Raw genomic sequence first — 18775 nt, 5'->3', positions numbered from 1 at the left:
TTCTTTTCCGCTCAACATTATACCATTAACTATCCTTCGCGGCATCGTCCAAAATGTGAAAAAACGTATAACGAATAGCAGGTGTATAGGCGGTCGAATCCTCATACGACCAATAACGCATACGGCTGTCATATGTCTGTGCATTCACAAGAGGCATTCCGCCTTTATCATGATCGACGACAATGGTTGTATGATTATACCTGCCATCTCCCTCAAAATCGTAGCAAATGACATCACCAATTTGAAGCTCCTGCGCTTCTTTGAGTTTCTTTGCTCTTAAACCCGCTTTCGAATTCGCTAAATAATTTTTCATCGAATGAGCCACCGTCCAGCTATAGCTCCACGTATGAGGACGCACCCACCAGCCAGATCCGCGGTTCGGATACCCTCTCGTTGGTGCATTCCCTGCTTTCAAGCATTGTGAAATAAAATTTGTGCAGTTATCTTCAAAATTTTTATAGGCAGGATTTCGTTTATTCCAGTACGTCTCCGCATATTGCACAGCTGCCCGCCGGTCATAGTGAAAGGCTCTCCCAAACTGTTCTTCGGTGTGAAAGCGCTCATCCACCTGCTCTTCCATTTGCCGTTTTTCTAGCATCATCCGATCTTTGACAAGCATGTCGTTGTAAAGGAACGCTTCTCTTTTTTCTACCTGCTCCTCTAAATAAAAAGAGTCGTCTGCATCCTTGCATACATAAGTGAGATGAGCGAGATACTGCACATGCTGAGCCCCGTCATCCTGAATCGATGAATCAAGAAGTTTTGCTTTGGCTTTCGCCTTGACAATCTCCACCTGTCTTCTAGCAAAAAGCTCTTTTTTCCGTTCGACTGCTTCCACATCAGACATGAGCTGCGGCTGTTTAATTGCACTCCCATTTAATAAATAACCAAGCCTGTCTTCTAATGTTTGCTCTAATAATTGTTTCACACAGACACCACCAAACTTTTTTTAAAATCTCTGTTTGGTTCATTCTATGTTCATAGGGATGTTATTTAGTATTTAAAGGTGTCTGTAAAAACTCAATCCCTTTGACAATTTCTTGTTTCGCTTCCTCATCACTTTCCCGCTCAAGGGCTTTTTCCAACTCTGGGAGCAGCTGCTCGTCGCCAATTTTCCCTATTGCCCAAGCAGCCGTGCCTCGAATAACAGGCCGTGGATCCTTGTGCATCAAATCAATCAACACGGGTAAGGCAGATGTATCTTTAAAGTGAGCAAGTGCCAAAATCGCATTTCGCTGTATGGGCTTTTTCCCCCGCCATGAACCTGAAACATGACCGTATTTTTCCTTAAACTCACGATTACTGATCGTAAGAAGCGGCTTTAAGAGCGGCTTCGCAATTTCAGGGTCCGGCTCCATTTCAGGATGCAAATGAAAGTCTTTTCCTTTATTGATCGGGCAGACGATTTGGCACGTATCACACCCATACAATCGATTTCCTATTTTCGAACGAAATTCGTCAGGTAAAAATCCTTTTGTCTGCGTTAAAAATGAAATACATCGTTGAGAATTCAGCTGTCCTGGATTCACAAGTGCACCAGTTGGGCACGAATCTACACATTTATTGCACGTTCCGCACTGGTCTTCAATTTTTTCATCCGGTTCAAATGGGACATTTGTGATCATTTCAGCCAAATACACATAAGATCCAAACTCCGGCGTGATAATCATACAGTTCTTTGCACTAAAACCTATGCCAGCGCGTTCCGCTACTGCACGATCAGACAGTTCCCCTGTATCCACCATTGATTTTGTCCGTATATCGATATGTTTGCTTCGCAAGAATTCCTCGAGCATATCGAGCTTTTTTTTCAGCACAACATGATAGTCCGTTCCCCAAGAAGCCCGGCAAAAGATCCCTCTTCTTGCATCCTTTGTACTTCGAGGAGCATCTTTCATTTTGGAAGGATACGCGAGCGCTATCGCAACAATTGATTTGGCCTTCGGAAGCAGCAAAGAAGGGTTTGTTCGTTTTTCGATGTCAGGCTCTTCAAAGCCTGACAAATACCCTAACGATTCATGTAAGATGAGGCGGTCCTTTAATGAATCAAATGTATCAGCACTTGCAAATCGGATTTTATCGACACCAATTTCTTTCGCATATTGAATCAATTCTTCTTTTAATTCTCCAACATGAATCACCTTGCAAACCTCCTTTCTTTGTTTCTTCTGTTGTTTTCAGTATAATACGAGTGTATCATGACCGATTGGAGTGAGTCACTGTGAAGATACATATGGAAATTTCTCATCCTGACAACCCGTCTATCCATGTTGGACAGATTGAATATTCGCATATTGAAGTTGGTACATCCCCTCAAATGTTAAAAGGCCGACTACGCCTGTTTCAAGAATCTTTATTCTTTGAATACGAAGATAAAGTCTTAGAAGAAGTACCAGCAATCAAAGAATGGACGGATCTTTTAAAAGACGTTCCTTTCCTGCCAATTCTTGCTGATATCCAAAAGGAACAATTTATTGACTCGACCAATTCCGTACAGGATTTGTCGATATTTTTCTCTTTAAAATATTTCTTGCCCATCCTGACATTCGATGCTGATCGCATAGAAGAGCCGCTTTCACTAGCAAAACATGAGACTGGCCACATTGAATGGCAGGACGACTCGGGACTTAAGGGATTATTTTCTCATGCAAGTAAAGCACAAATTTCTCAAGACACAAAAAACATTCTGCAAATCATCCTCTTTCCGCCATCTATTTCCCGGGAAAAGAGTGAAGCTCTAATCCAATCCTTGACGAAGATGTTTGTACAAATACATGGTGGAGAAAGTAAATATGAACTTATTGAAAAAGCACTGTAGCTTGACAGTGCTTTTCACATTATACTGACATAATAAAAAACGCAACACTTCGTTTATCTATGAAACGAAATACTGCGTTATAAACAAAATTATGTATTGGAGCGGGTGATGAGAATCGAACTCACGACATCAGCTTGGAAGGCTGAGGTTTTACCACTAAACTACACCCGCATCAATTTTTCAAAAGCAACGTCATCGCGTTGACTTTTATTATGTTACAACTTTCTTAACAATTCGTCAAGAGAATATGTAGATTTTTCGTCAAAAAACTTCATATTCTCCGTATATATTACGATAGTTATTTATCTAGCTGAATATAAAATAAGTATGCATGTGACTTATTCTTCAGTGCTTGCTTTGGATTCTTCTCAATCTCTTCAAGCATAGGTGAATTCCCGTCTTTCCCCATTGCTGCTGTATATGCAATCAATGCCTTCCCTCCAGAAGAGACTTTGACAGTTTCAGATTGTGCAGAAAAAACATAGTCACTTACTTTGAACGGGAAGCTTGATGTCGCTTTCGTCATTCCCTCATTCTTTTTGTCTGACCAAATACTAAATTGTGATTCATATGTATCTTTCTCATGCTTTAATTGCAAGAGCACATTCATCGTTTGGTCGGTTCCATTCTGATGTAAAGTAAAGGTGGCAGATGATGCTTCCTGATTAGCTAATCGACCATTTTTGTAATGACTCCCGATAAACGTAATACTCTTATCCTTCTTCGTTAATCCTTTTAGTGTCAAAGCCACCATTTCATTAGGGGCTGATGCTTCTAGTAAGTTTTTTTCTTTTTTTGTCAGTTTCATTTGTTCGATGGTTACTTGCTTCTTAGTAGCAGACTCCGTGTTTATTGTAGATACCGTCTTCTCGGTTGTCGTGGTTTCTTCGGCCTTCTCGCCGCATCCTGCTAATAGAAAAACAGTGAATATAAGAACACTCCATTTTTTTAACATTGAGATCCCCTTTGATGTTTTTTCTATTATACTAAAATTTGGTTGATTATACAAAAAAAAGATTAGGAGGATTCTCCTAATCTTTTGCTTTTTTCTGCTTCATTGCTGATAAGAAAGCCACAATGAGAAAACTCGCGGCAAAAATCACAATCATATAAATAAAAAAGTTTGGCTTGATCTGAAAAGTAAATGCGGATGAACCTTCCATCTCAAAAGCGAGACTGTTAAATAATAAGGCATCATTCGTTTTTGATTGAAATAAATGATAGAACAATACACCAATTGTCAGCATCGGAAAGCCTAAAAATCCTAGAAAGCCACCAACAATAGCGCCTTGTTTCATCGCCTGTACGTTCATGATCGTTGTCCTCCCATTCCCCCAAGCAATAGCTGCTTCATAATGGATTTACCATCCCCCATAAATGGAAGAAGATAGAGTAATTGAATAAAATACGTGATTGAAAAAATAAAGAAACCTGTCGAAATTGGATTTTCTTTCAGAAATAATACGGTCACAATGATCCCTGCTGCCCCGATCACACCCGGGACAAGCGGCCCAAGCAGAGTAATCCATACTTGCTTTTTCTGAAACGGATCTAATACAGGTCTCACAAATTTCACAGACATCATATCACTCGCAAAAAAGCCTTGAGGACCATCCCGTCCCGCAAATTTCCGATGCGCATAGCCGTGTGCTGCCTCATGTAAGGCGGTCCCGGTAATTAATCCAAAATAAATAATAGTAAAATAAATCGCAATGGCTGCAATCGACTGGTCAGGAATGAATAAAAAAGCGATCCCTGCCATGACCATAAAAAGCATCCAGAAAAAGATGATTTTACGCGTCACCATGAGCAAAGCCGTCCCCAAAATGTGCAGGAACGAGTGACCAGTGCAATCAAATCGTTCCTTCATTTTCACTTGATACTGTTTGAAAAATTGACAACAGGCTGTCACAATCCGATATGGTGATTGATAATGAATAGACAGCAAGTGATGCTGATTTAACCCCATTATCAGTTGATAAAAGTCACGAGAAATCACAGATTCATCGACCTGAAACAAATCGGCGAGCTCTGCGGTAATACTTGCTTCTGTCCTTTTGCCATCTACTTTCGTTAACATATGATAGGCACTTTCATTAATCGGGAGTGTGCTTCCATACTGCGTATCAGTGAGATGCCTCTTTTGTAAGGTCACATACGGCGCGAGTGCCGGTACCCGCTCAATCTTTAGCTTATTGTTAAGAAGTTGAATCATGTGAATACCTCCATGAAAAACCTTTGTATATGGCAAAGATGAGCAGACCTTCAAATGCAGCTACAAGCAGCCACTGAAGTGTTTGACTCGACTCCCCTATGACATAGTTTCCAATAAAAACAATCGGAATCATGAGTAAAATAAGTGCTCCAAATGAAAAAATACCTGTGTAGGGATTGTTTCGGTCAAGCGGAAGTAAAATACCTACCACATAAAAAAGCGCAGTGGCATTGCATAAAACAGCAGCCCCAATCAATACGTTCCAAATCTGATCAGGAAGCGTCAGCGTTGTCAGCATGAATAACGCAATTTGCAGTATACCAACAAGCAAAAGCCCGATAAACTTATACAGAGCCACTTCCCACGATCTTAGGCCAAATGTTTTGTACATCCCCAGCATTCGTTTATCATTGCCAAATGAATTGAAGGCGGTTAATCCAGCAAGAGCGCAGAGAACAAAAAACGCTTCTTCTTCAAAGCGGAATCCAAACTGATAACGGACGAATAAGATCACAATGAGGAGAATGAGAAAGTTTAAAATGTTTTCTTCATTTCGCACCTGTGATTTCATTTCCTTTACAATAAGTGACCATTTTTTTGAAGAAGAGAACGGCAGTTTGTTTAAAAAGGTTAACGCTTTTTTCTCTGCCATAATTGGCATCATCGCAAGAGAAAGAAATGCGCCGCCCGCCGATAAAAGGATGAACAGGATCAAGATTGCATAATTTACCCCTTCAGGAGACATTCCTTGAGCCGCTAAGAAAAACGGTGCTGTAAAATACATCAAATGATAATCAAACTGTATATATGATTGCTGAATTTGACTGATATCAAAATGCGTCATTCCATACGCCACAACCAGTGCTAATAAAACAAAGATCGCTGCAAATTTTTGCAACGGTAATTTTAATTTCAGAACGACCAAATAGGTAATATTATAAATGAGTTGCAGAAGCATTAAGACAAAAAGCGATTGCAAAATCACCATTAAAAAGAACGTAAAGATAAAGAAAATACCTATTCCCTGGGCAATAAAGTTAGGTAAAAGCAGGATACCGATAAAAAATAACACAAGTCCTGCCACCACTGTCACCATCGGAATAAAGTATCCAAGGCTTTTCTGAAAGGTAGAAAGCGGGAACCAGCTGAGCTGCATAGAAAAACGGTCTTGCTCAGGCGTTCTGACCTTGATCAAAATGAATAACAAGCTTGTAAATATGGATGCATTGATCGCCATTGACACAACGAGTAATCCAAGTGAACGTTCATCTCCATTTAAGAAAGCCTTCATAAAGACACCCGTAAAACTGTATCCGATGATGGCGCCCATTGTGACGGCAAACAAAAAGAATAAGATCACAATGATCCGCTTCGTCTGAGTATCAAAGAGCTTATACATCTCCTGCTGCCACATTTTAAGCATCATTCTAGAAATGATTAATGATTTCATCAAAATGTGCACCCCTATCACTTAACATTGAAGCTTTCAGAAACACCTGTTCCAATGTGCTTGATTGATACTTCTCCTTTAAGGCTGAGACCGTTCCTTCATCCATTTTATTTCCCTTAGAAATAATGGCGATTTTGTGGCACAGCTCTTCCGCTGAAAGCATATCATGCGTTGAAAGCAAGATCGCACCATGGTGCTCGGCATAACGCTTCATCAGTTTCTTTGTGTTTATAACCGCTTCAATATCAAGTCCTCTAAAGGGCTCATCCATGATCACCAATTGACTATCAAGCATAAAGGCGGCAATCAGCTGTGTCTTTTTTTTCATACCATGTGAATAGGTTTCGATCGGTCTTGATAAAGCCGAGTCCATATCAAACAGTTCAATTAGTTGATTTCTTCTATGAATTGTTTTACATTCATACATAGAAGAAACAAAATCTAAATATTCAGCACCAGTCAAAGCTTCAGGGAGTAGCAGATCATCTGGAACATAGGCTACTTGTTTTTTAAAGGATGGTTCGTCATTTGTGACGTCCTGCAAGAGAATCGTTCCTTCTGTATGCTTAATGATGCCGAGTATACAGTTAATCATCGTTGTTTTACCGGAACCATTCGGTCCAGCAACAGCAACGATTTGATGAGGGTCGATCTGTAGATGAAAATCATTGACAGCAGTCACGTTATTTTTATACGTCTTAGTTAAATTCTCGATCGTAAACATATAACCTCCAAGTGTCTGCATATTCTTTAAAAACAGATCAGGCTAAACCGCCCGCCACAGACGGTTTAGCCCTGGTGTCATTTCATAGAAGTAAAAAGATGAATCCTAAGTATAGCTACTTACATTCAATTTGGACTTTTAAGCCACTTTCCCACTGAACGGCTCCTGTAAAGCTACCCTTGCCGTTTGCTAAACACCAAACTGCTGCTCCTAGAACAACTGTTGCTCCCAATCCAAGAAGGACAGCAACAAATACTAAGAACCAAGCTTGGTCCATAATAGCAGGTTCCATAGTGGAATAGTCAACTTGCGGCGCTGCATAAGTCATACTTTTCACCTCCCAGCTTATGATGATCGTATCATAGGCGTCACTCTCCAAACATCAACAGAAGATCCCATTTTTGACCGAACATACTTTTGGGTAAAATGTGACTTTTTATTCAATTATTCACTTTTAAGTGTATAACCCCTCTCTTATTAACTAGGTTTTTTCACTCCATAAGAACCACCAAACCCATATAATGGCAATTAAACCATCTTTTTTCTTCTTTTTTTGAAATAGGCCATTTTTATCATCTCCTTTATATATTCTTTCTTTTTTGTGAGATAGAAAGAATTCCCCCGATATATCAGATATAAAAGTCCTGATTATATGTCGTTATAACTCCATTTATGAAATATTTACTGATAATTCCGACAAAAAAGTGAGCATATTTTCCTTCTTCTCTTGTCACTTAAAATATGTATATACAAGAGAGATCATTGGGAAAAAAGCCCTTGCCTTCTTGAGTAACATCCAACATATGACACGCTCCTTTCTATGAAAAAGCAACCTACAGCATAGGCTTTCCCCATGATTCCACCAGCTGGCATTCTTTGTGCTTCAAATTAGATTAATCGCTTATAGAATTCATCTAAAACGATGGCGAGCATGATCTTTTCAAACAACACTTGAATGATTTGCTGTTTTCTAAAAAAACTGATCCGCACTCTCTAAGGAAACAATCTCTCTTTTCACCAACATATACACCCTTCCAATTGAAATAAAAAAGTTCATCAACTTTATTGATTATTTTTTCAGATTTATCTAAAAAATGATTGACCAGGCATGAAACAAGATTTATAGTCTTATTAAATATTTCTTATCAAAGTAGTTGGTTTTATCTAACAAAAGGAGGATACACACATGTCAGAAGAACGTCCATTCCGTTTAGAAACAAAAGCCATTCACGCAGGTCAGGAGCTTGATTCAGCAACCTATTCAAGAGCCGTGCCTATTTACCAAACAAGCTCTTTCGGTTTTAGAGATAGTGAGCATGCGGCGAATTTATTTGGACTGCAGGAACCCGGAAATATTTATTCTCGCATTATGAACCCTACAAATGACGTCTTTGAAAAACGGATCGCTGAGCTTGAGGGCGGCATTGGTGCACTTGCTGTCTCTTCTGGACAAGCAGCGACAACTTATTCTATTTTAAACATTGCAGGAGCTGGTGACGAAATTGTATCCTCCAGCAGCCTTTATGGAGGCACGTACAATTTATTTGCCCATACACTCAAAAAGCTCGGCATTACAGTGAAATTTGTTGATTCATCCAACTTGGAAGAACTCGAAGCAGCGATTACAGACAAAACGAAGGCAGTGTATGCAGAAAGCATTGGGAATCCTAAAGGCGACATTCTACATATTGAAGCCGTCTCAGCCATTGCACACAAGCACCATATTCCGCTTATTGTGGACAATACGCTCGCAAGCCCCTATTTATTAAGACCGATCGAGTTTGGTGCAGACATTGTCGTCCATTCCGCTACGAAATTCATTGGCGGTCATGGTACATCAATCGGCGGTGTCATTGTCGATAGCGGCCAGTTTCCTTGGGCTGACAGTGATAAGTTCAAAGGGCTGACTGAACCAGATCCAAGTTACCACGGCCTGACGTATACCGAAGCAATTGGAGAAGCCGCTTATATCACAAAAGCACGTGTGCAGCTCTTACGGGATTTAGGAGCAGCCTTGTCACCTTTCAACTCATTTTTACTTCTGCAAGGCCTAGAAACTTTGCATTTGCGTCTCGAGCGTCATAGTGAAAATGCGTTAAAAACAGCGCAATTTTTACAAGATCACCCTCTTGTAGATTGGGTAAGCTACCCAGGTCTTGAAAGCCATGAATCTTATGAGCTTGCTCAAACCTATTTGCCAAAAGGACAAGGCGCCATTCTCACATTCGGTATTAAAGGTGGGCGAGCTGCTGGTAAAAAGCTCATTGATTCCGTTAAGCTTTTCTCACACCTCGCAAATGTCGGCGATTCTAAATCACTGATCATTCATCCTGCCAGCACAACACATCAACAATTAAGTGAAGCAGAACAAAAAGCGACAGGCGTCACACCAGAACTCATTCGTTTATCTGTTGGAACAGAAGCGATTGAAGACATCCTTGCAGATCTTGAACAGGCGATCACAAAAAGCCATGCTGAATGAAATAGAAAAAGCACACCTCTGTGTGCTTTTTTTATGAGTCATTAATCATTGAGAAGTCGAATGTCTTGGAAAGGGTAAAACACAAATGAAGTGGTTCCTTGAATATCACTCTTTGTAAAAAGACCTAAGCCATTGCGGCTGTCCATTGAGTTTTGACGATTGTCACCCATGACAAAATACTTTCCTTTTGGAACGGTAAGAGGGCCAAAATCAGGTGTCAGCAAGGTCCCATCTGCGGCTGCTTTCTTTTTGTTTGACGCTAAGTAAGGCTCCGACACTTTTTGACCATTGACATATAGCTGGTCATTTTTCATTTCAATTTTATCACCAGGTAAACCAATTAAGCGTTTTACATAATGAGTGCTGCGGTCTTCCCCATCAAGAACAATGATCTGTCCCCGTTTGTAATCGCCGAAGTAATCAACCGTTTTATTCACAAAAACCCGCTCTGTATTATGCAATGTTGGATCCATAGAGGTCCCTTTTACAATATACGGTGCGAATAAAAAGTTACGAATGATAAAAACAGCGATGAATGCGATTAAGATCGCTTTGAGCCAGCCCCATACTTCTGATTTCTTTTTTTGTGTTTTTGTATTTGTTGTCATAAGCTCCTCCTGAAATCCCCTAGGACGAAATGAGTTCCGCCAGCTACACGCCAGCATCACGCTTGTATCACCCTAAATATAAACATATTTTGCCAACAAATCAAGCGATGAGAGAGAAAAAGGCAAGCACCCTTCTGTGCTTGCCCAAAACTCAGTTACTTAGCAGAAGAATCCTCTTCTTTTTCTTTTGATTTACCATAGAAATAATCAGATGGATTCACTGGTTTAAAGTCAGACAGCTTATGGAATCGAAGAAGATCCCTATAAAGCACTTTATCTGAAAGGCTTAACTGATTATCGACACGGGCTTTAATCGCCTCTGTCTTTTTATTTTGTTTCACAACTTTACCTGTTTTTGTATCGTAGACAGTGTTATCTACGAGTGTATATTTTGGTGTCACATAGTTTCCGTTACGGAATGCAACAGTTTGATCATGCTTCTTAGAGAATAGATCTGTTCCAAAATTCACATACTCATTTGAATCAATACCTTGTAAGTGAAGAAGCGTAGGCATCACGTCTACTTCACCACCATACGTATGGTTCACGCCGCCCTGTTTGCCAGGAATACGAATCATGAGTGGTACACGCTGGTTTTGTGCATTTTGATAAGGTGTAATTTCTTTCCCTTGAATTTCGCTCATTGCACGGTTATGGTTTTCAGAAATACCGTTGTGATCACCATATAATAAAATGACAGAGTCTTTATACATACCTGATTTTTTCAAGTCTTTAAAGAATTGCTCTAATGACTCATCTAGATATCTTGCTGTTTGGAAGTAGTTATCTACTGTTTTGTCACCAGTTGTTGCCTTAGCAATTGTCGCATCTTTTTCATCTAAATTAAATGGATAGTGATTAGTCAATGTCATTAAATGTGCATAAAATGGCTTTTTCATTGATTGTAGCATCGGGATTGATTCTTTGAAGAATGGTTTATCCTTCAGACCCATATTCACAAGATTTTCTTCATCCATGTTGTAATATGAAGCATCGAAGAATTGATCATATCCCATATGCTTATAAATCGTGTCACGGTTCCAGAAAGATTTATAGTCCCCGTGAAGCACTGCGCTCGTATAGCCTGCTTTTTGATCTAGGATGGCAGGGAGTGATTGGTAAGTATTTTCACCTTTTGTCACAAACGCTGCTCCCTCTGGCAAGCCGAACATACTATTATCCATCATTAGCTCAGCATCAGCTGTCTTTCCTTGACCTGTCTGATGGAAGAAGTTGTCGAAATACGTAAAATCCTCTTTACCATGAGCTAGTTTGTTTAAAAACGGCGTCACTTCTTCTCCATTTAGTTTGTAGTCAATTAAGAAAGACTGGAAGCTTTCTAAATGGATTTTAATGATGTTTTTCCCTTTTGCTTTACCAAAATACTCTGCGTTTGGCTTCGCATAGTGAGAAGCCGTATAGTTTACAACATCCGTTAAATCTTCACTGCTCGCATTTGCTACCTGTGTTGCATTTTGTGCTGATTGTACTCCGTCATAAATCGTATAATTATAAACACCTAAGTATTTGACAACATACTTGTGATCAAATGTTCTTGTTAATAATTCTGGACGGTCCTTTTCAGCTAAATGAAGATTTACAAAAAACAGTCCTACACCTGCAGCCACAATCAGCAGTGCAAATGTCTTTTTCATTTGGAATTTCTTCACTTCTGGTCTCCAAATCACAATCGCAATCAAGATAATGATATCAAGGAAATACAAAAGGTCATGCGGCTTAATACTAGATAATACACCGCCAGTCATGCCTCCTCCAAGATTGCCTGCTTGCTTCATTGTGGAGAAAGTCAAAAAGTCATCAAAGAAACGGTAGTACGCTACATTCGCATATAAAAGTGCGGTCATAATAAAGTCAATAACAATTAAAACAATGGCAGATTTACGACCCTTCAAAAAGAGAGCCAGTCCCAAAAACACAATGGCTGAACTAAATGGATTTAATAAGAGAAGCCCCTCTTGAAAAGAACCTTTCACTCCTAAATTAAAGTCCATTTTGTAGGCAGCGTACGATTTCGCCCAAAATAAAAGGACAGCCAATACAAAAAAGCTATATTTGTTCGCAAATATTTTTTTCATAAAACCTCTTCTTTCTTAGTTATCGTTCTGATATAAATGAAATCATAAAAAATTTACATTGATTTTGCAAATGTAAATCTTCTTCACCAAGCATTCCGATGCTCTGTTTCCGCCGGACATATGTGCTCCTTTAATATAACGTATGAGAAGCTTCAAAGGTTTCAAAAAAAATACGAGTAAATAAAAGGAAAAATATCCATTTACACTTCATTTACACACACTTCATGTTTTAGTGGATGAAGAAGGGTTTGTAAGTCACTCAGTACTACTTTACTTTTTTCATCTATTCGTGTCAAAGTAATTATAAAGAAAAGGAAGAATCACCTAGGCCTTTCGACTCTTTCACCTAAATTTATACAAAATTCGATACATAATCCATTTGTTTTTTATTGTGACTCACCCTCCAGCAATCCATGTATTTTCTCTCCCTCTGTCAATCTAAAAAAGTTTTAAGCAAAAAAAAGCTTGATTTCTCCTTCTGATGTGCGGTGTGATAAAGATATAGATTTTCAAAAAGCAGGCTGGAGGACATCACATGAAGAATAACAAACAAATAAGCGCATTTAAAGAAAGATTTTCAGCAGAAATAGATCACATCATTGCTGTCACAGGACCTTCAGGAGTAGGCGCAGGAAAAACCGGACAGGAATCTCTTTGGACCGCTTCTATTCCACTGATTGCATGGAAGGAAAAAGACCTCATCACAACCGAAAACATAAGGCTCTGCTGGTTAACAGATGAAGAGGGCTTGCGGGAAAAGCAGGCACAATTACATAAAGAATCAATCGTGACACTTCAGGTCCGAAAAGGTGAAGGTGAGTTCATGCTTGTATCACTCATCGATACAGATACACAGGATCAAGAGCTTCAAGAGATACGAGAAGAAGCTCAAAAACCTGTCTTTTACCATGATGACATGCTGGGCACCTTTGAATTAGTGAAAGGACTAGACTTATTTGAAACAACGATCCAATGGAGCAATCAAGAGTGCCTGCTCTACTTCAACCTCGAAGAAGATGAAAAAGTAAACGACTCTCTTCGAACCGCTAGACAACTCATGGAAGAGCAGACCACATGGAACTCTTCCATTAAATCATTTGCAGCAAATCAACTGATTGAACTAGCTAAAGACTGGCAGGCACAAGATGACTCCGCTGAAAAACAAGAAGAGCTCACACTGGATCAATTTATGAGCCGCATCTCACTCGAAAGCCTTCATGCTTACCCAGATGGAGAGTTTGAAGTGTACTGTCATGACGGTGATTTATTTTGGGGACATGTCATCATTGTCTCAGGCAATATCAATGGCACGTTTCAAGATGCCCACATTGCAGGCTAAAGATTGAGGGATAAGTAATGGAGATAAAGGCTTTTCACGAATTAGAACAACTGGGAAAAACACCCATCGTGGCTAAGATTGGCGGTTTTCGTCCTGATCCAGCAGCACACAGCTGGTTTGCCAGTCATTTCTTCATCCACCCCGATCAAGGCTGGCCAGCAGATCAAGATGGTGTCATGATTCCGATCTTACAAATTTATTTACCTGAAGTGCCAGGAGGAATGAACGGATTCAATGAATGTAAGATGATTCAAATCTTTCTTAATCAGAAAGCACTTCCGATTGATATCACCAAAAACGGCGAAGGCTGGAAGCTTATTGAATACGCAACTATGGAAGGATTCGAAGTAGTTGAGACTCCAGAAGAAGTGAGAGGACTCAAACCCTTTCAAATTCAATGGAATGAAAGTGAGCAAAAGGACTTCCCTTGCTGGGAAAAAGCGTGGTCATATGTTGATTTATCAGAAGTAAATGAAAGTGAGGAAGCGACAGAACACTTCTTTAAGCAATACACAAATTATTCATTCACAAAAATCGATGGATATGGCGCATATATTCAATCCCCACCCCGTCATCAACCAGGAGAATTCATGCTGCAAATCGCCCCAGAAGAAAAACCTCGGTTTATGATTGGTGATAACGGCACGATGTATTTCTATTACGACAAAGACAAAAAAGAATGGTTGATGCACTGGGATTGTTTTTAAAGGTTTATTGAATGAAACCTTTCCTTCTTCTAAGCGTAGGAAATAATATGGGGGGAGGAACCAAAATGGGATTCATTTTCGATATCTTTTCACTTGCTGTGTATATCCCTTTTCTACAGGTAGATGAAGAGGATATCTCTAGAAATGCAGCGCATCTCAAAAAATTCAGCTGGTTTCACACGTTATTAAATGATCCAACTTTCAGGAATCTCATCATTTATCATCCAGATGTCAGACAAGTCATTGGCAGATGTAACACGGATAAACTCCATCACAAGCGATATAACTTAAAATGCGAACGTAAAGTGCTGAAAGCATTACGTCGTGCTATGTAAATGTACAAAAAGAGCTGCACTTTCCTGTGGCTCTTTTCATCGTTCTCTAAGAAAACATTTGACGCCTGGACAACTCTCCCCGTATATTATGTATAAATCCATCTTTTTCATAGAAAAGGGGGCTTTACATGCGCTTGTTTAAGTACTGGAGAAAAAAGCAGCCTAAACAGCAGGTCACTTCAGAAAAGCAAGAAGACAGCATCCCAATCAACTTCTCCACACTTCCCTTTGGCACAGACACCGTAGACGATTTTTTGTTCAACTTAGACCTAACCTCGAAGCTAACAGATCCCTATAAAGAAACAGATCCGAACAAATGAACCTAGACCTTCATGAATCCTCATCCAATCCTGGATGATTTTTTTATACTCGATGAGAGGTGTGCCCCATGAAAACATATTATATCGTCAGACATTGCCAAGCAAATGGACAATCCGAGGATGCGTCTTTAACGCCTCAAGGCATCGCACAATCTCACGAACTAGCACAGTTCTTTTCCGGTATCCACCTCAATCAGATCATCTCAAGTCCTTATAAACGAGCGATCCAAACCACTGAGCCCCTTGCTCATGTGAAACAGCTCGAGGTACAAATTGATCAGCGTCTTTCTGAACGTGTGTTAAGCAGCAAACCAATGGACGATTGGTATGAGAAACTAAAGCTCAGTTTTTCGGACTTACATATGACCTGTGAAGGCGGAGAATCGAGCCAAGAAGCGATGAACCGTATTGTAGAGGCACTCTATGAACAAATAAAATTAGGAAAAGATCATACCTTATTCGCCACACATGGCAATATTATGAGCCTGCTTCTAAAACACGCCGATCCCACGATTGGAATCAAGGAGTGGGAGCAGCTAAGCAATCCAGATGTCTATGTTCTGCAATATTTTAGACCAGATCATGTAGAAATAGAGCGAATATGGCATAAGTAAAAAAACGGCAGAATGAATTCTGCCGTTTCCTCATCTATTGATGATAATAAAATGCCTCTACCCACTCATAGGGCTTCCTACGCTCCGCACACCATTTCATAAAGCCTCTTGTCTCCGTCTGCTGAAATTCCTTCCAATCCGATAAAAGCTGGTTATAGTAGACCGAATGTTTTTCAACATTGGTACGAATCCTCTTATCTTCAATCAGTGTCATGACATCTTCAATGCCCTGAATTCGCTCTTGATCTTTCTCATAGGTGCTTAAATAAAGATCTTCATGTATATGATGAAACGAATACCATAAGGCCGATAGATAGGTTTCACAAATTTGAACTATCACACGCTGCTCCTTGCTGCCTCCAAGCTCTAGTGCCTTCAATAAGTAAGGCAGCCCTTCTCCCTGATGCACGAACAAGCCTTGCCAGCGATATGGTCTTACATCCATTGGATCAACATTCTCCCACTCTTGCAGAACGGGCTGAATCACCTCATTTACCAATGGAAACACAAGCAAATGATGACCATCCTCAAACCGTTCAATCCACTCAAACAGCCAAGCAACAAATACACGCTTTGCTTCAACCTCGTTCTCCTTCATCTCCGCAATAAAGGACTGAAGAACTTTAAGCGCATCTTTACGCAGACCCTGCTCTTTTCTCTCACAGTACTGTCTAAAAAGCGGATAATCTCGTGATCCCTCGTCTTCAATGATGGTCTGTAATATCGTCTTCGTTTGCAAGATAACAACTCCGCCCCTCTAAATTCATTCTATTTATCTCCTATAGCCAATTGTAACGTCCACATGAAACAGTACAAAGATGAGAAGCTCTTATTTATCGAAACAAAACTAGATTCCTTAACGTTGATTCACCCAATCTATATAACGCTTTTGAATCACTTTTTTGATTTTATCGTAGTTCTCCCAACGATCTTCAACATAATACACACTTTCAGCTGCTGAGAATGTCTCCCCGTAGTCATCTAAACACAAGCCATGTTCAAAATCGAGATAATCCTAGGCGAATTCATTTCCTTCAGCATTTAGCATATTCTATTGGTCCTTCTTATTTCAAGGGAGGCAGCTACACGATCTGCTTGATAAGAGTGGTATAACGCCTAACTGCTGTTGCAAAATTTTCTAATAAGTTTATATTTTCATCTAAATAACTCGTTTTAACCACAAAAAAACGTTTCACCATTGTGGTGAAACGTTAGGTTGACGGTAAAAACCGATCATGAAACTTTTAATAGATACCGGTGGCCGGGGTCGAACCGGCACTCCGTGAGGAACACGATTTTGAGTCGTGCGCGTCTGCCAATTCCGCCACACCGGCATGATCATTAAAGAGCGCAACTTATGATAAAAAATAATGGTGCCGAGGGCCGGACTTGAACCGGCACGGTAGTCACCTACCGCAGGATTTTAAGTCCTGTGTGTCTGCCAATTCCACCACCCCGGCAGTCTTTTCAAAAAAGGCGACACCCGGATTTGAACCGGGGATAAAGGTTTTGCAGACCTCTGCCTTACCACTTGGCTATGCCGCCATTATTGGAGCGGAAGACGGGATTCGAACCCGCGACCCCCACCTTGGCAAGGTGGTGTTCTACCACTGAACTACTTCCGCAAATCAACTGGGCTAGCTGGATTCGAACCAACGCATGACGGAGTCAAAGTCCGTTGCCTTACCGCTTGGCTATAGCCCAATAATAAAATGGGGCGATTGATGGGAATCGAACCCACGAGTGCCAGAGCCACAATCTGGTGCGTTAACCACTTCGCCACAACCGCCATAGATGTTATGAATCATATTAAGAAAATTGGCAGGGGCAGTAGGAATCGAACCCACACCGGAGGTTTTGGAGACCTCTGTTCTACCTTTAAACTATGCCCCTATGAAAACAAAAATGGTGGAGGGGGGCGGATTCGAACCGCCGAACCCGGAGGGAGCGGATTTACAGTCCGCCGCGTTTAGCCACTTCGCTACCCCTCCACATTTGAAAAACAGTGCCGGCAAGAGGACTTGAACCCCCAACCTACTGATTACAAGTCAGTTGCTCTACCAATTGAGCTACACCGGCAAATAGTGGTGGCTCGGGACGGAATCGAACCGCCGACACACGGATTTTCAGTCCGTTGCTCTACCAACTGAGCTACCGAGCCAAGTATTCTTTTTAAAAATGGCGGTCCGGACGGGACTCGAACCCGCGACCTCCTGCGTGACAGGCAGGCATTCTAACCAACTGAACTACCGGACCATTTTGGTTGCGGGGGCAGGATTTGAACCTGCGACCTTCGGGTTATGAGCCCGACGAGCTACCGAACTGCTCCACCCCGCGACGATATAAAAGATATGGTGGAGGATGACGGGCTCGAACCGCCGACCCTCTGCTTGTAAGGCAGATGCTCTCCCAGCTGAGCTAATCCTCCGAATAAAAATACTGGTGTATATTCTATAAAATGGTGACCCGTACGGGATTCGAACCCGTGTTACCGCCGTGAAAGGGCGGTGTCTTAACCGCTTGACCAACGGGCCCTTTATTATGTAAATTGTGGCGGAGAGCAAGGGATTCGAACCCTTGAGACGGGGTTACCGCCTACACGATTTCCAATCGTGCTCCTTCGGCCACTCGGACAGCTCTCCAAATTGGCTCCGCAGGTAGGATTCGAACCTACGACCGATCGGTTAACAGCCGATAGCTCTACCACTGAGCTACTGCGGAATGAAGAAAGCCTGGCGATGTCCTACTCTCACAGGGGGAGACCCCCAACTACCATCGGCGCTGAAGAGCTTAACTTCCGTGTTCGGCATGGGAACGGGTGTGACCTCTTCGCCATCATCACCAGACAATTTAGTGACAAAAGATATTATACTATGTATTGAAAATAAATCAAGAGATATTTTAAAAATGTTCTCTCAAAACTAGATAACAATGTTCAATCTTCACATTAGAATATAGGTTAAGTCCTCGATCTATTAGTATCTGTCAGCTCCACGTGTCACCACGCTTCCACCTCAGACCTATCAACCTGATCATCTTTCAGGGATCTTACTTCCTTGCGGAATGG

General features: G+C 40.9%; 18 protein-coding genes, 17 tRNA genes and 2 rRNA genes. 7 read left to right on the top strand and 30 right to left on the bottom strand.

Going from position 1 to position 18775, the window contains the following annotated elements:
- Positions 1-25: 25 nt before the first annotated feature.
- Complete coding sequence (locus tag C6344_RS00185; protein ID WP_106031608.1) at positions 26-928, bottom strand: amidase domain-containing protein; 903 nt, start codon at positions 926-928, stop codon at positions 26-28.
- A gap of 61 nt (positions 929-989) precedes the next feature.
- Positions 990-2138 (bottom strand): tRNA epoxyqueuosine(34) reductase QueG, encoded by a 1149-nt coding sequence (gene queG / locus C6344_RS00180; protein WP_060596035.1) that lies wholly within the window; start codon positions 2136-2138, stop codon positions 990-992.
- 83 nt (positions 2139-2221) lie between these two features.
- Here queG and C6344_RS00175 point away from each other — a divergent pair, with 83 nt between their 5' ends.
- Positions 2222-2818 carry a hypothetical protein gene (locus tag C6344_RS00175; protein ID WP_223254306.1) on the top strand — a complete coding sequence of 199 codons (597 nt, stop codon included), beginning with the start codon at positions 2222-2224 and terminating at the stop codon, positions 2816-2818.
- 97 nt (positions 2819-2915) lie between these two features.
- Here the strand turns inward: C6344_RS00175 and C6344_RS00170 are convergent.
- The 7 genes from C6344_RS00170 to C6344_RS00140 form a co-directional block, all read right to left on the bottom strand.
- A tRNA-Gly gene (locus tag C6344_RS00170) sits at positions 2916-2989 on the bottom strand.
- 127 nt (positions 2990-3116) lie between these two features.
- Positions 3117-3773 (bottom strand): putative periplasmic lipoprotein, encoded by a 657-nt coding sequence (locus C6344_RS00165; protein WP_106039583.1) that lies wholly within the window; start codon positions 3771-3773, stop codon positions 3117-3119.
- 76 nt (positions 3774-3849) lie between these two features.
- Positions 3850-4131 carry a hypothetical protein gene (locus C6344_RS00160; protein ID WP_060595836.1) on the bottom strand — a complete coding sequence of 94 codons (282 nt, stop codon included), beginning with the start codon at positions 4129-4131 and terminating at the stop codon, positions 3850-3852.
- Entirely contained in the window at positions 4128-5033 is a 906-nt protein-coding gene (locus C6344_RS00155; protein ID WP_060595835.1) for a PqqD family protein, read from the bottom strand. Before C6344_RS00155 ends, C6344_RS00160 begins: the two co-directional genes overlap by 4 nt.
- Positions 5017-6483: a hypothetical protein gene (locus C6344_RS00150; RefSeq protein ID WP_060595834.1), complete on the bottom strand. Its 1467-nt coding sequence runs from the start codon at positions 6481-6483 to the stop codon at positions 5017-5019. Before C6344_RS00150 ends, C6344_RS00155 begins: the two co-directional genes overlap by 17 nt.
- A complete protein-coding gene (locus C6344_RS00145) occupies positions 6461-7207 on the bottom strand; it encodes an ABC transporter ATP-binding protein (RefSeq protein WP_034663820.1) in 747 nt (248 codons plus the stop codon). The genes C6344_RS00150 and C6344_RS00145 overlap by 23 nt, the downstream gene beginning before the upstream one ends.
- 115 nt (positions 7208-7322) lie before the next feature.
- Positions 7323-7535: a hypothetical protein gene (locus C6344_RS00140; RefSeq protein WP_003211695.1), complete on the bottom strand. Its 213-nt coding sequence runs from the start codon at positions 7533-7535 to the stop codon at positions 7323-7325.
- A gap of 858 nt (positions 7536-8393) precedes the next feature.
- On the opposite strand from C6344_RS00140, the gene C6344_RS00135 reads away from it, so the two are divergent.
- Positions 8394-9689, top strand: coding sequence for a homocysteine synthase (locus C6344_RS00135; RefSeq protein WP_060595833.1), 1296 nt, complete (start codon positions 8394-8396; stop codon positions 9687-9689).
- Between the two features lie 41 nt (positions 9690-9730).
- Here C6344_RS00135 and lepB read toward each other — a convergent pair whose 3' ends face one another.
- Together lepB and ltaS are read right to left on the bottom strand one after the other, a co-directional pair.
- Complete coding sequence (gene lepB, locus C6344_RS00130) at positions 9731-10297, bottom strand: signal peptidase I (protein ID WP_106071605.1); 567 nt, start codon at positions 10295-10297, stop codon at positions 9731-9733.
- A 155-nt stretch (positions 10298-10452) separates the two neighbouring features.
- Positions 10453-12393, bottom strand: a complete 1941-nt coding sequence (gene ltaS, locus C6344_RS00125; RefSeq protein WP_106031606.1) for a lipoteichoic acid synthase — start codon at positions 12391-12393, stop codon at positions 10453-10455.
- Positions 12394-12928: 535 nt separating this feature from the next.
- Here ltaS and C6344_RS00120 point away from each other — a divergent pair.
- The 5 genes from C6344_RS00120 to C6344_RS00100 all read left to right on the top strand — a co-directional run bounded on the left by C6344_RS00120 (position 12929) and on the right by C6344_RS00100 (position 15708).
- Positions 12929-13732 (top strand): DUF2262 domain-containing protein, encoded by an 804-nt coding sequence (locus tag C6344_RS00120; RefSeq protein WP_060595830.1) that lies wholly within the window; start codon positions 12929-12931, stop codon positions 13730-13732.
- Positions 13733-13749: 17 nt separating this feature from the next.
- Complete coding sequence (locus C6344_RS00115; protein ID WP_060595829.1) at positions 13750-14439, top strand: DUF1963 domain-containing protein; 690 nt, start codon at positions 13750-13752, stop codon at positions 14437-14439.
- Between the two features lie 65 nt (positions 14440-14504).
- Positions 14505-14774 carry a hypothetical protein gene (locus C6344_RS00110; RefSeq protein WP_034663836.1) on the top strand — a complete coding sequence of 90 codons (270 nt, stop codon included), beginning with the start codon at positions 14505-14507 and terminating at the stop codon, positions 14772-14774.
- A 128-nt stretch (positions 14775-14902) separates the two neighbouring features.
- The gene (locus C6344_RS00105) at positions 14903-15094 is read left to right on the top strand and encodes a hypothetical protein (RefSeq protein ID WP_034663839.1); all 192 of its coding nucleotides are present in this window, start codon (positions 14903-14905) and stop codon (positions 15092-15094) included.
- Positions 15095-15162: 68 nt separating this feature from the next.
- Positions 15163-15708, top strand: a complete 546-nt coding sequence (locus C6344_RS00100; RefSeq protein ID WP_034663840.1) for a histidine phosphatase family protein — start codon at positions 15163-15165, stop codon at positions 15706-15708.
- Positions 15709-15742: 34 nt separating this feature from the next.
- Here the strand turns inward: C6344_RS00100 and C6344_RS00095 are convergent, their stop codons facing one another.
- The 19 genes from C6344_RS00095 to C6344_RS00005 all read right to left on the bottom strand — a co-directional run.
- Positions 15743-16447, bottom strand: a complete 705-nt coding sequence (locus C6344_RS00095; RefSeq protein WP_066031125.1) for a hypothetical protein — start codon at positions 16445-16447, stop codon at positions 15743-15745.
- A gap of 513 nt (positions 16448-16960) precedes the next feature.
- Positions 16961-17042, bottom strand: a tRNA-Leu gene (locus C6344_RS00090).
- Positions 17043-17079: 37 nt separating this feature from the next.
- A tRNA-Leu gene (locus C6344_RS00085) sits at positions 17080-17168 on the bottom strand.
- A 14-nt stretch (positions 17169-17182) separates the two neighbouring features.
- Positions 17183-17253 (bottom strand) — tRNA-Cys (locus C6344_RS00080).
- A 5-nt stretch (positions 17254-17258) separates the two neighbouring features.
- Positions 17259-17333, bottom strand: a tRNA-Gly gene (locus C6344_RS00075).
- 7 nt (positions 17334-17340) lie between these two features.
- Positions 17341-17412 (bottom strand) — tRNA-Gln (locus C6344_RS00070).
- A gap of 9 nt (positions 17413-17421) precedes the next feature.
- Positions 17422-17497 (bottom strand) — tRNA-His (locus C6344_RS00065).
- 30 nt (positions 17498-17527) lie between these two features.
- Positions 17528-17601, bottom strand: a tRNA-Trp gene (locus tag C6344_RS00060).
- A gap of 13 nt (positions 17602-17614) precedes the next feature.
- A tRNA-Tyr gene (locus C6344_RS00055) sits at positions 17615-17699 on the bottom strand.
- A gap of 15 nt (positions 17700-17714) precedes the next feature.
- Positions 17715-17787 (bottom strand) — tRNA-Thr (locus C6344_RS00050).
- Positions 17788-17793: 6 nt separating this feature from the next.
- Positions 17794-17869 (bottom strand) — tRNA-Phe (locus C6344_RS00045).
- Positions 17870-17887: 18 nt separating this feature from the next.
- Positions 17888-17964, bottom strand: a tRNA-Asp gene (locus C6344_RS00040).
- A 4-nt stretch (positions 17965-17968) separates the two neighbouring features.
- Positions 17969-18045, bottom strand: a tRNA-Met gene (locus C6344_RS00035).
- A 15-nt stretch (positions 18046-18060) separates the two neighbouring features.
- Positions 18061-18136 (bottom strand) — tRNA-Val (locus C6344_RS00030).
- 31 nt (positions 18137-18167) lie between these two features.
- Positions 18168-18242, bottom strand: a tRNA-Glu gene (locus C6344_RS00025).
- A gap of 17 nt (positions 18243-18259) precedes the next feature.
- Positions 18260-18350: transfer RNA gene (locus tag C6344_RS00020), tRNA-Ser, on the bottom strand.
- Between the two features lie 4 nt (positions 18351-18354).
- Positions 18355-18429, bottom strand: a tRNA-Asn gene (locus C6344_RS00015).
- Between the two features lie 9 nt (positions 18430-18438).
- Positions 18439-18554: ribosomal RNA gene (gene rrf / locus C6344_RS00010) — 5S ribosomal RNA — on the bottom strand.
- Between the two features lie 109 nt (positions 18555-18663).
- Positions 18664-18775, bottom strand: a 23S ribosomal RNA gene (locus C6344_RS00005); the annotation flags it as partial.

It is taken from the genome of Bacillus sp. GBSW19 (genome assembly GCF_002998655.1).
In the GTDB taxonomy this organism is placed as follows: Bacteria; Bacillota; Bacilli; order Bacillales; family Bacillaceae; genus Bacillus.
The sequence above is the reverse complement of the archived record's forward strand: the minus strand, read 5'-3'. Positions and strand labels throughout refer to the sequence as shown.